Genomic DNA, 10,319 nt, shown 5'->3' with positions numbered 1-10,319 from the left:
CGCCGAGCCCTCCCGGGCTCGGTCGCAGGTTGCCGATGACTTTTTCAGCAACCTGCTAGAGGTAGCCGAGAGCGCGCAGGCTCTCGAGGTACTCCTCGTCGTCCGTCGCGCCCGTCGGATCCGGCTGTCGTGGCCCAAAGCTCGCAACTTCGAGAGACGGCAGCGGCCAGCTACAGCCGGCGACCGGCGCCGGCAGCTCGCCGCTCTGCGGCAGGCCGAGGGCGCGCAGCAAGGACGCCGCGACGGCTTCCGGCGCGACCTCTCCACGGGCTCCCCGGCAGGCTCCGGAGCGCGCCACCAGCACCCGTCCGGCACCGCCGCGCCGACCGGGATCGACCACCCAGACCACCGTTGCCGGCTCGCCGTCGAGCTCGGCCATCACCGTGCCGATCAGGCGATCGGCCGCCGCCAGCTCGTCGCGCACCAGATCGGCGAAGGCCACCGCTCCACCACTCCAACCGTCGGCGGCGAGATCGAGGGCCGACAGGTAGACGGCGGCGGCGCGCGGCTGTAGCTGGGTGAAGCCTTGGCGGAAAGCCGAACGATAGAAACGGTCCGGTAGCAGGGCACGGTCGGCGACCGCCTGAAAGGCCGGCACTTCCGGCACCAGGGTCTGATCGTCGGCCGACTCGCCTCGCCAGGCCTCGACCTCGGACCGACGGCTCGCCGGCGCGACCACTCCGGCGACCCCCTCGGCCAGCATCTGGTAGGCGCCGTGGGAAACCACCAGACCGGGCAGCTCCTCGGCCGGGAAGGTCGTCCACCAGTTGATCGCCAGAACCGGGGCACCGCCGCGCGAGGCGAGCTCCCAGAAAGAGAACACCCGGCGCCGGTTGGAGAGCACGGGCGCGTACTCGGCGAGGCCGAGGGGCACCTCGACGCCTTGCCAGAAGCGGCGTAGCGGCCCGGACTGGCTGAGCGGCGTCGCCACGCCGAGGGGGCGGAAGCTGTCGAGGGCGGTGACGCCGTGGGAGGGCGAAGAAACGCCGGTCGCGATGCGGGTCCAGAAATCCGCCGGGGGCCCGTCCGGTCGCTGATAGTCGAACCAGCCGGCGCCGGCGCGGCGCAGGGCGGCCACCGCCGGCAGCTCGCCGCGACTGAGGAGGTAATCCACTTCCTCACCGAGAGCGCCGTCGATGCCGATCAGGACCACCCGCTCACCGGGACTGGCCGGCAATGCCGGGGGCGCTTCCGGTGGCCGTTGGTTGACCGCCATCAGGGCCGGCAAGACCGGCACGAAGGCCGCCACCAGCACCGCGACGGTCGCCCGCCGACGCGACAGGAAACGACCGCTCGGAGTGCGATGGGTGAGTCGAATGGCGAGGGCCAGCAAGCCGTCCGAAACCAGTTTGATGACGGCATAGAGGGCCGGCAGCAGGGCGAGGGCAGCGAGCACGATCCACCAGGTCGGCCGCCCGGCGAGGAGATCGCGCATGCGCCACAGGAAGACTCCGAGGACCCCCGCTCCGAGCAACAGGGCGGCGGTCAAGCTGAGGGTCTCGATGCGGCGCACCGGATAGATCCGCAGCACCACCACGAGAACGGCACACAAAGCCAGGAAGGCCAAACCGGAGAGCAGGGTCGCCGGCACCAGCAGATGCAGGAAGAGGGGAACCAGATCGAGGGGCGTGCGCTCGAGGTTGCCGTTGGCCGTCGCCAAGGCAAAGGCCGCCACCAGGGCGACCAGACAGCCCACCAGGGCACCGACCCGCAAGGCCAGCTCGATGATGCCGAGCCAGGAGCGTTGTGGCCGGAAGGCATCCTGCAGCAGAAAGCGGTCGAAGCGATCGCTGAGATAGCCCAGCCGGCGCAGCTCCGAGCGCACCTGCTCGAGGTCCCGCGAGCCCCGACTCAAGGCTGGCTCCTGCGGATCACGTCCAGCCCCTGTGCTGCTGAATTCCCTGCATGGCGATGCAATTCTAAGGTCGCCGAGGAAGGTCAGTGACCGCGGTGGCGCACGAACTCGGCGAGCTGACGGAGCATGGTGGCCCGCCGCCCGAGGGGCGCCAGCGATTCGATGGCGAAGTCGAGCAGCTCGGCGGCGAGGGTTTGAGCACCGTCGACTCCCAGCAGCTTGACGAAGGTCACCTTGTCGCTGTCCTGACCACTGTCCTTGCCGGTCTCGGCGGAGCTGGCGAGGACGTCGAGCAGGTCATCGGTGATCTGGAACGCCAGACCGAGATTCTTGGCGAAGCGGGTCACCAGCTCGAGATCCCGCCGCCGCGCCCCGGCGGCCATCGCTCCGAGCTCTCCGGCGGCGATGAACAGAGCCCCGGTCTTGTGGCTGTGAATGTACTCGAGGGTCTCGAGGTCGAGCTCTTCCGGCTGACTGCGCAAATCGAGCGCCTGGCCTCCGATCAATCCATGGGTCCCGATGGCGGCCGCCAGATGGTGCACCATGTCCTCGCTGGTGTAGCGCTTCAGCGGTAGACGCTGACCGCACTCGGCGACCACCGCATAGGCGCGGCTCAGCAGCGCCAAGCCGGCGAGCTGCGCCATGTCTTCACCGTGGGCGCGGTGAGCCGTCGGGCGGCCGCGCCGCAGGGAGGCATCGTCCTGCGCCGGCAGGTCATCGAAGATCAGCGAGCAGGCGTGCACCATCTCGACCGCACAACCGAGATCGACCACTGCCTCGTGGCGCGAGCCGAAGATCTCCGCCACCGCCAGGGTGAGGATCGGCCGCAACCGCTTGCCCCGCCCGGTGAGGGCGTAGTGCATGGTGCGGTGAACCGGGCCGGGACGCTCCTCGAGGCCCGGGATCAGCTCCGGCAAGCGCTGCTCGACTCGCGCTCCGAAGGCGACCAGCGCCCCGCCGAGGGCAGGAGCAGTCATGCCCCACCCTGCCGCACCGGGCGGGAGAGAGGATCGATCGACAGACGGCGAGCCCTCATGGGCGGTTCCTCCCGTGGGACCCGAGGAGGTCCGCAGGCGCGTTGGAACAGGTCGAATCGATGGGAAGGGTGATCGCCGCCACGATCGTCCGACCGCGGCGGCGTTCCGATGGACGCTCCCGACGGCGAGCCGACAATGGCGGCCCGGCGCGAGAGCCGGACGGCGATCAGAAGCTGTGGACCGCTTCGTCCTCGTCGTCGAAGGTCTCGAAGACGGTGATCAGCTGCGTCACCTGCATCAGGTCGGCGATCTTCGCCGGCATACCGAGCAGCTTGAGCTTGCCACCGCGGTTGGTCACCGTGGTGTAGGTGCTGACCAGCTCGCCGATGCCGGACGAGTCGATGGTCGCCACGTCGGCGAGGTTGATCAGGACGTTGCGCGCGCCCGCATTCAGCGCCTCGTGAACCGCCTCCCGCAGGGCGACGTCTCCGACTCCGATAGTGATCTTGCCCTTGGCGTCAAGGATCGTGACGTTGTCACGATGCCGTGCACTGATCTTCATGCTCTCTAGCCCTCCTGGTCTCCGCCCGCCCCGGAGGTCGGTTCGGGCTCCGGGTCCATCCCCGGGGTTGCCGCCGACGCCGTGGATCCTGCGGAGGCCCCCGGAGCGACCCGCTTGCGCAAGGTCACCCGTGTACCTCCCTGAGCCCCGGTATCCCAGGCGACGCCATCCATGAACTTCTCGATATAAAAGATCCCCCGCCCGTTGGGCCGGAGCAGATTCTCGGGTGCGAGCGGGTCCTCGACCCGCACCGGGTCGAAGCCCTCTCCCTGATCCTCGATACGCACCACGACCTCGTCGCCTTCCAAGGCCAACGCGACCTCGACGCGCTTGTCCGGGTCTCCTTGATTGCCGTGCTTGATGGCGTTCGCCACGGCCTCCCGAACCGCCAAGTCGATCCAGTGCCGGAGGTCTTCGACGACCCCCATCCGCTCGAGCGCGTCGTTCAAGACCACTTGCACGATCTCGACATTCTCGAAACGGCTTTCGATGGCGACGTGGAACTCGAGGGACTTGGCTTCAACCACCGACGGAGCTTACCAGATCGGCCCCCGCCAGAGCCGCCGGAATGACCACCAGAAGCTGGATCCCATCGAACAGGGAATGGGCCACGATGGCGGCCACCACGCTGCCCCGGGAGCGGGCCAAATAGGCGTAGATGAGAGACAGCACGGTGACGCCCACCAGCAACACCGGAGAGCCGTAGGCGATGTGCGCCAGGACGAAGAACAGGGTCGACAGACCGACTCCGAGCTGCGGCTGCAGGAGGCCGCGGAAGAAGGTCTCTTCGAAAATTCCGGCGGATAGGCTGACGGCGAGGCGCAAGACCCACGGCAGGCCGGCGAGGTAGACCACCAGGTCGGGAGGTCCGGCGTTGGTGAGGGCGTCCCAGCCGAAGCGCTGCAACAGCCCCGCCACCAGCAACGAGGCGACGAGCACAAAAGCCCACGCGAAGATCCCCCAGACCAACCCGACGCGCAGCTCGCGCCACCACCGCCGTTCGCGCAGGCGCAGCACCCGCAGCGCGTCGGACCAGTCGCCGCCCTGACGGGCGAGCAAAGCCCAACCGAGCAGGATCACCGTCAGCAGGAAAGGCAGCAGGAAGAGCTGCCAGGGGGTGAGGGTCTCGACGTCGACTTCGGCCGCCGACGGTGCCATCGCCAGCGGCGTGAACAGGGCGGCGAAGAGAAAGAAGGCCACCAGCGCCAGCCCGAGGGCCCGGCGACCGGGATGGCCGAAAGCCGGCGGCAAGGCTTCCGGATGGCGCCGGAAGCGCAGCTCCAGAAGGGCGACGGTCAACGCCGTCAGAAGGAATGGGGACAGAGGACGCAGGGCGTCGAGCATAGGAACGCTACCGCCCTGACCTTAGATTTTGCGCTTCTGGCGGTAGGTGCGCAGAATCATCTGCGCCGTCCGGAGCCGCTGCAGGCGGCGGTTACGGGCCTGCACCGCCGGCAGATCGTCGATCGCCGGCTGTTGCCCGCGGATCTCCCGCATCAGACGATCGAGCTCGAAGCGCAGCTTCTCGAGATCGGCCCGATCGAGGCGCAGGAAGGAGCGCTCCGTGACCAGGAAGTAGCCTTCCGAGATCTCCCGCACCATGGCGTAGGCGCTGCCGCCCGGGAAGGTTCCCATGGGGCTCATCATACCTTCCCGTGCAGGGCCCGGACCGTGGTAGAATTCGGCCTTGGCCCGAGCTTCGTGCGCGGGTCGATGAACCCGCATCTCAGGAATCCCCAAGGAGGTCCCCAGTGAGTCGTTTCCCCGGCGTGGACTTTATCGATTTGGAGGCTCTTCTCAGCGAAGAAGAGCGTATGGCGCGCGACACCGTGCGCGCATTCGTCGACGACAAGATCAAGCCGATCATCGAGGAATGTCACCGCGACGGCCGCTTCCCCATCGAGCTGCTGCCGGAGATGGGCGCCCTCAATCTCTTCGGCGCCACCATCGACGAGTACGGCCTCCCCGGACTGAACAACGTCGCCTACGGCCTGATCATGCAGGAGCTCGAGCGCGGCGACTCGGGCCTGCGCAGCTTCATCTCGGTGCAGAGCTCGCTGGTCATGTACCCGATCTATGCCTTCGGCTCGCAGGCCCAGAAGGATCGCTGGATCCCGCCCCTCTCCACCGGTGAGGCGATCGGCTGCTTCGGCCTCACGGAGCCCGACTTCGGCTCCAATCCGGGAGGCATGCGAACGCGCGCCCGCAAGGACGGCAACGAGTGGGTGCTCAACGGCTCGAAGCAGTGGATCACCAACGGCTCACTGGCCGACGTGGCGGTGGTCTGGGCCCAGACCGACGACGGCATTCGTGGCTTCCTGGTCGAGAAGGGCACCCCGGGCTACACCGCCACCGACCAGCACGGCAAGTTTTCGCTGCGCGCCTCGAACACTTCCGAGCTCGGCTTCGCCGAGTGCCGCATCCCGGCGGACAACATCCTGCCCAAGACGGTCGGCGTCAAGAACGCCCTGATGTGCCTCAACCAGGCTCGCTACGGTATCGCCTGGGGCGGTCTGGGGGCGGCGATGGACTGCTACAACACCGCCCTCGAGTACTCCAAGGAGCGCATCCAGTTCGGCGGTCAGCCGATCGCCTGCCATCAGCTGGTACAGGAAAAGCTGGTGTGGATGCTGTCGGAGATCACCAAGGGTCAGCTGCTGGCGCTGCAGATCGGTCGCCTCAAGGACCAGGGCAAGGTCAAGCATCACCACATCTCCCTGGGCAAGCGCAACAACGTCTGGGTGGCCCGCGAGTCGGCCCGCCTGGCGCGCGAGATCCTGGGCGCCAACGGTATCGTCGATGACTACCCGGTGATCCGCCACATGCTCAACATCGAGTCGGTGTTCACCTACGAGGGCACCCACGACATTCACGGCCTGATCCTGGGCGAGGCGATCACCGGCATCGCGGCGTTCAACCCTCCGACCCAGAACGTCAAGAAGGCGGTCGCCGTCACCGAGAGCACCTGATGAGTCTCGACCAGTCCTTCGAGCTCGACTTCATCCGGGTCACCGAGCAGGCCGCCATCGAAGCGGCCAAGACGATGGGTTTCGGTGATCGCGAACGCTCCGACCGAGTCGCCGTCGAGGCGATGAGGCGCGAGCTCGATGAGCTCGAGATCGCTTGCCGAATCGTCATCGGCGAGGGCGAGCGCGATGAAGCACCGATGCTGTATATCGGCGAACAGCTCGGACGGGGCGTCGGTCAGGAAGACGCCTTCGCGGTCGATATCGCGGTCGATCCACTCGAAGGCACCAATCTCTGCGCCACCGGCACCAACGATGCCACCGCCGTGCTCGCCGCATCCGAGCGCGGCGGTCTGCTCCACGCCCCGGACGTCTACATGGACAAGATCGTCGTCGGGCCGACGGCCCGGGGCGAGGTGCACATCGACGCGCCGGTAGCGGAGAACCTGCGCGGAATCGCCCGCGCCTTCAAGCGCGAGGTCAGCGACCTCACCATCGTGGTGCTCGACCGCGAGCGCCACGCCCAGCTCATCGACGACATCCGCAGCGCCGGAGCCCGTATTCGCCTGATCGGCGACGGCGACCTTTCGGGCGGCATCGCCGCCGCCGTTCGAGGCACCGGCGTGCATGCCGCGATGGGTATCGGAGGAGCCCCCGAAGGAGTGCTGGCGGCGGCCGCCATGCGCTGCCTCGGCGGCGAAATCCAGGCCCGCCTGCGAGCCCTCAGCCCGGATCAGAACGAGCGTCTCGACGCCCTCGGGATCCACGACCTCGATCGCATCTATCGCACCGAGGACCTGGCGCCGGGCGAGAACATCCTGTTCAGCTGCACCGGCGTCACCGATGGCGAGCTGCTGCCGGGGGTGCGCTTCTTCGGCGGCGGCTCGCGCACCTCCACCCTGTTCATGTCACGGCGGAGCAACATGATCCGGTTCGTCGATACCATTCACCGGGTCGAGGGCGATACGCCCATCCGCCTGCACTGAGGGAAGCGATGATCAAGCCGGACCATTGGATTCGCCGCTGGGCCGAGGCCGGAGGGGTGACGCCCTACGAGCCGGCCCAGGTCAACTCTGCCAGCTACGACGTGCGAGTGTGCGATCACTGGATCTGCCCGACCCGCGATCCGGAAGACTTCCGGGCCGACGAGGTCAAGCTCTTTCCCGGCGAAGTGCTCCTCGCCTCGACCCTCGAGTACGTCAAGATTCCGCGCCAGGTGGCGTGCGACCTCAAGCTCAAGTCGACCCTCGGCCGCTTGTGGATCAATCACTCCCTGGCCGGCTGGTGTGACCCCGGGTTCGAGGGCACCATCACCCTCGAGCTCCAGAACCTCGGTCCGGAGCCCTTCGTGCTGGAAGCCGGCCGCCGCATCGCCCAGCTGATCTTCATCACGATGGAAAGCGAGCCCGAAGTGGCCTATGGCGATCCCGGCTCGTCGAGCCATTATCAGGGCCAGCAGGGGACGACGCCGGCCCGGCCCTGAGGCGCCCGCCGGCTCCCGCGATTCTCGAGCCGACCCGTGCGGCTATAATCCTGAGTCCACGCGAACCAGCGATGAGCATCACCGGCAATCTCAAGACGATGCAGCTCGCCGAGCTGCTGCAATGGCTCTCCCAGAGCAACAAGACCGGTACGCTCGTCATCGACAGCCAAAAGGTCACCAAGAAGGTCTACTTCCGGGACGGACGAGTGATCTCCTCCGCCTCGACCGATGAGAAAGAGCACCTCGGCCACTTTCTGATGAGCCGTGGCCTGATCGGCGAGACCGAGCTCTCGAAGGCGATCGAGATGCAGGAGCGCACCGGCATGCTGCTGGGCAAGATCCTGGTCACCATCGGCGCCATCGACGAGAAGACCCTCCACAAGCTGCTCCGCCTCAAGGCCCAGGAGAGCATCTACGACATCTTCACCTGGCCCGAGGGAGAGTTCCGTTTCATCGAGAACGAGCTCCCCAGGAACACCATGATCGCCATCGACCTCGATGTCACGGTGATCATTCTGGAGGGCGTTCGCCGGGTCGACGAGTGGCGCCGCATCCGCGAGTTCATCCCCACCACCCGCGCCATCCCGGTATCCGTGGGCGAGCTCAGCGAGCCGAGCAATCCGGCGGCGCAGAAGATCCTCGACCTGATCGACGACCACCGCACCGTGGCCGAGATCTGCCTCGAGACCCACTCGAGTGAGTTCAATACCTGCAAGGTGCTGCTCGACCAGGTGCGCAAGAAGCGCCTCAAGATCGTCAAGCCACGCTGGGACGGTGCCGAAGCCGGACACAACAACAACTCCGCGGCGATCGGTGCCAAGGCCTTGCTCGACGCCGCCGCCGTCCACCTGACCGCCAAGCGCTACGAGCACTCGGTGCGCCATCTGCGGGCTGCCGGCAACCTCGAGCCCGAGAGCCGCGAGATCAAGAAGGCCGCCGAAGCCGGCGAGGCGCGGATCCGCGAGGAGCTCGAGGCCCAGGGCATTCGGGTGCACTCGATTCCCAAGCTGTCGACCAGCCTCGAGGATCTGACGTCGTCGAAGATCACGCCGCAGGAAGGCTTCATGCTGACCCGCATCGACGGCAACTACGACATCCGCTCGATCATCAAGATCAGTCCCCTGCCGCAGCTCGATGCGCTGCTGGTGTTCTGGCGCCTCCATCAGGCCGGCCACATCACCCTCGAAGAAGCCTCTAGCTGAGAGCGAGCGCGACTGCGCCCGGCGAGGCCGACGTGTCGATCGCGAGCGGGCGCTTGGACCTGCCCTGCCGCAGGAGGATCGACGTCAGCGCAAGAAACTGAGAGCCAATGGGTTTCTCGGGCGAACCTCTTTTTCGATTCACTCGCCTGGAGGAAGCGCTCATGGTGCCTCGTCGTCTCTCTTTCGGTTGGTTGTGGTTCCTGACCTTCGCCGTCGTGCTGGTCGTCCCGCCCTACGCCTCGGCACAGATCTGCGGCCACGATCGGGTGGAGGAAATCTCGCCAGGGGTGATCTACAAGGTGGTCAGCCCGTCGTGGAGTCTCGACATCGAGATCAACGGCTCGAATCTCTATGTCTTCAAACTCGCCGCCGGTCCCACCGGTACCCCGCGGGTGGTGGTCTTCGGGCTCGGCAACGGCGATGGTAGTGGTCCCGGCTCGGACGATTTCTTCGCCTACACCGGACGGCGGCCGATGACCGAAGCGAGCCTCGATCTGGCGGGCGTGCTGGCGGTGATCGACAATCCCTCCTGCTTCGGCCTCGACTCCGGCGCCAAACCATCCGTCGATACCCGCTTGATCGCCCAGCACGCCCACCTCGACCACGCCAATCAGGAAATGGTGGAGGCGGTCAAGGCTTCAGCCCTCCGCTTCCAAGCCGCCCACTACCATGTCCGCGATCACCAGCTTCTGACCTGCGAGGGCAGCTACGAAGGCCAAGAGCTCGAGGACACCCTCAACTGCGGCTTTCAGTTCGACGGCCCCGAGGATCAGAACCCTTTCCGCGGACACCCCTACCGGCTGACGATTCAGTCGGCCGACTGGCAGCCCCTGGGGAGCGCCAACGACCCCGAGTGCCAGACGCTGCTCAGCTTCAACCTCGCCGACGGCCGCCAGGTGCGCATCGAGGCCGATCGCGGTCATACGCCGGGCGGCCTGGTCTTGGTGGTCGATCCCCAGGCCGGCCACGGCGGACTGGCTTTTCTGAGCACCACCCGCGGCGCTTCCCACTGCCGCTATCCGGGTTATTGGGAGCTCGAGCCGCATAACTTTTCTTAAGGGGGGCTAAAGGTGGACCTGCCCCGATCTTGTAGACGTTTATCAGCCTAGAGATTTCTCTTTCTCAGCAGGCAGTTTAATCGCGGTGGCAGTGGTCGCGTCCACACTCGACTTCCATGACGAGTGTGTGACAGATGTGAATTTGTTGGGCACAAGGGCACCATCCCTTTGCCATTGGTGTCATGAGTATGAAGGTATTGTGCGGAGATACTCCTT

11 protein-coding genes are annotated in these 10,319 nt (G+C 66.6%); 5 read left to right on the top strand and 6 right to left on the bottom strand.

What is annotated here, in order from left to right; translation table 11 throughout:
• Positions 1-55: 55 nt before the first annotated feature.
• The 6 genes from AAF604_24365 to AAF604_24340 all read right to left on the bottom strand — a co-directional run bounded on the left by AAF604_24365 (position 56) and on the right by AAF604_24340 (position 5,029).
• Positions 56-1,855 carry an alkaline phosphatase family protein gene (locus AAF604_24365; protein ID MEM7052818.1) on the bottom strand — a complete coding sequence of 600 codons (1,800 nt, stop codon included), beginning with the start codon at positions 1,853-1,855 and terminating at the stop codon, positions 56-58.
• A gap of 83 nt (positions 1,856-1,938) precedes the next feature.
• Positions 1,939-2,832: a polyprenyl synthetase family protein gene (locus AAF604_24360; protein MEM7052817.1), complete on the bottom strand. Its 894-nt coding sequence runs from the start codon at positions 2,830-2,832 to the stop codon at positions 1,939-1,941.
• A gap of 226 nt (positions 2,833-3,058) precedes the next feature.
• Positions 3,059-3,394: an STAS domain-containing protein gene (locus tag AAF604_24355; GenBank protein MEM7052816.1), complete on the bottom strand. Its 336-nt coding sequence runs from the start codon at positions 3,392-3,394 to the stop codon at positions 3,059-3,061.
• Between the two features lie 5 nt (positions 3,395-3,399).
• The gene (locus AAF604_24350) at positions 3,400-3,921 is read right to left on the bottom strand and encodes an ATP-binding protein (protein ID MEM7052815.1); all 522 of its coding nucleotides are present in this window, start codon (positions 3,919-3,921) and stop codon (positions 3,400-3,402) included.
• A complete protein-coding gene (locus AAF604_24345; protein ID MEM7052814.1) occupies positions 3,914-4,738 on the bottom strand; it encodes a type II CAAX endopeptidase family protein in 825 nt (274 codons plus the stop codon). Before AAF604_24345 ends, AAF604_24350 begins: the two co-directional genes overlap by 8 nt.
• 21 nt (positions 4,739-4,759) lie before the next feature.
• A complete protein-coding gene (locus AAF604_24340; GenBank protein ID MEM7052813.1) occupies positions 4,760-5,029 on the bottom strand; it encodes a hypothetical protein in 270 nt (89 codons plus the stop codon).
• A gap of 116 nt (positions 5,030-5,145) precedes the next feature.
• Here AAF604_24340 and AAF604_24335 point away from each other — a divergent pair, with 116 nt between their 5' ends.
• From AAF604_24335 to AAF604_24315, 5 genes are all read left to right on the top strand, one after another.
• Positions 5,146-6,363 carry an acyl-CoA dehydrogenase family protein gene (locus AAF604_24335; protein ID MEM7052812.1) on the top strand — a complete coding sequence of 406 codons (1,218 nt, stop codon included), beginning with the start codon at positions 5,146-5,148 and terminating at the stop codon, positions 6,361-6,363.
• Positions 6,363-7,346, top strand: a complete 984-nt coding sequence (gene glpX, locus AAF604_24330; protein ID MEM7052811.1) for a class II fructose-bisphosphatase — start codon at positions 6,363-6,365, stop codon at positions 7,344-7,346. Before AAF604_24335 ends, glpX begins: the two co-directional genes overlap by 1 nt.
• Before the next feature lie 8 nt (positions 7,347-7,354).
• On the top strand, positions 7,355-7,843 hold the full coding sequence (dcd, locus tag AAF604_24325; GenBank protein MEM7052810.1) for a dCTP deaminase: 489 nt from the start codon (positions 7,355-7,357) through the stop codon (positions 7,841-7,843).
• Between the two features lie 71 nt (positions 7,844-7,914).
• The gene (locus AAF604_24320) at positions 7,915-9,045 is read left to right on the top strand and encodes a DUF4388 domain-containing protein (protein MEM7052809.1); all 1,131 of its coding nucleotides are present in this window, start codon (positions 7,915-7,917) and stop codon (positions 9,043-9,045) included.
• Between the two features lie 161 nt (positions 9,046-9,206).
• Positions 9,207-10,103 (top strand): hypothetical protein, encoded by an 897-nt coding sequence (locus tag AAF604_24315; GenBank protein ID MEM7052808.1) that lies wholly within the window; start codon positions 9,207-9,209, stop codon positions 10,101-10,103.
• The last annotated feature ends 216 nt before the right edge of the window (positions 10,104-10,319 follow it).

This window comes from Acidobacteriota bacterium (genome assembly GCA_039028635.1).
In the GTDB taxonomy this organism is placed as follows: Bacteria; Acidobacteriota; Thermoanaerobaculia; order Multivoradales; family JBCCEF01; genus JBCCEF01.
The sequence above is the reverse complement of the archived record's forward strand: the minus strand, read 5'-3'. Positions and strand labels throughout refer to the sequence as shown.

Excerpts from the sequence above, each read along its gene's own strand:
- AAF604_24360 (MEM7052817.1), bottom strand. The coding sequence starts at position 2,832 with ATGACTGCTCCTGCCCTCGGCGGGGCGCTGGTCGCCTTCGGAGCGCGA.
- AAF604_24355 (MEM7052816.1), bottom strand. The coding sequence starts at position 3,394 with ATGAAGATCAGTGCACGGCATCGTGACAACGTCACGATCCTTGACGCC.
- AAF604_24345 (MEM7052814.1), bottom strand. The coding sequence starts at position 4,738 with ATGCTCGACGCCCTGCGTCCTCTGTCCCCATTCCTTCTGACGGCGTTG.
- AAF604_24340 (MEM7052813.1), bottom strand. The coding sequence starts at position 5,029 with ATGGGAACCTTCCCGGGCGGCAGCGCCTACGCCATGGTGCGGGAGATC.
- glpX (MEM7052811.1), top strand. The coding sequence starts at position 6,363 with ATGAGTCTCGACCAGTCCTTCGAGCTCGACTTCATCCGGGTCACCGAG.
- dcd (MEM7052810.1), top strand. The coding sequence starts at position 7,355 with ATGATCAAGCCGGACCATTGGATTCGCCGCTGGGCCGAGGCCGGAGGG.
- AAF604_24320 (MEM7052809.1), top strand. The coding sequence starts at position 7,915 with ATGAGCATCACCGGCAATCTCAAGACGATGCAGCTCGCCGAGCTGCTG.
- AAF604_24315 (MEM7052808.1), top strand. The coding sequence starts at position 9,207 with ATGGTGCCTCGTCGTCTCTCTTTCGGTTGGTTGTGGTTCCTGACCTTC.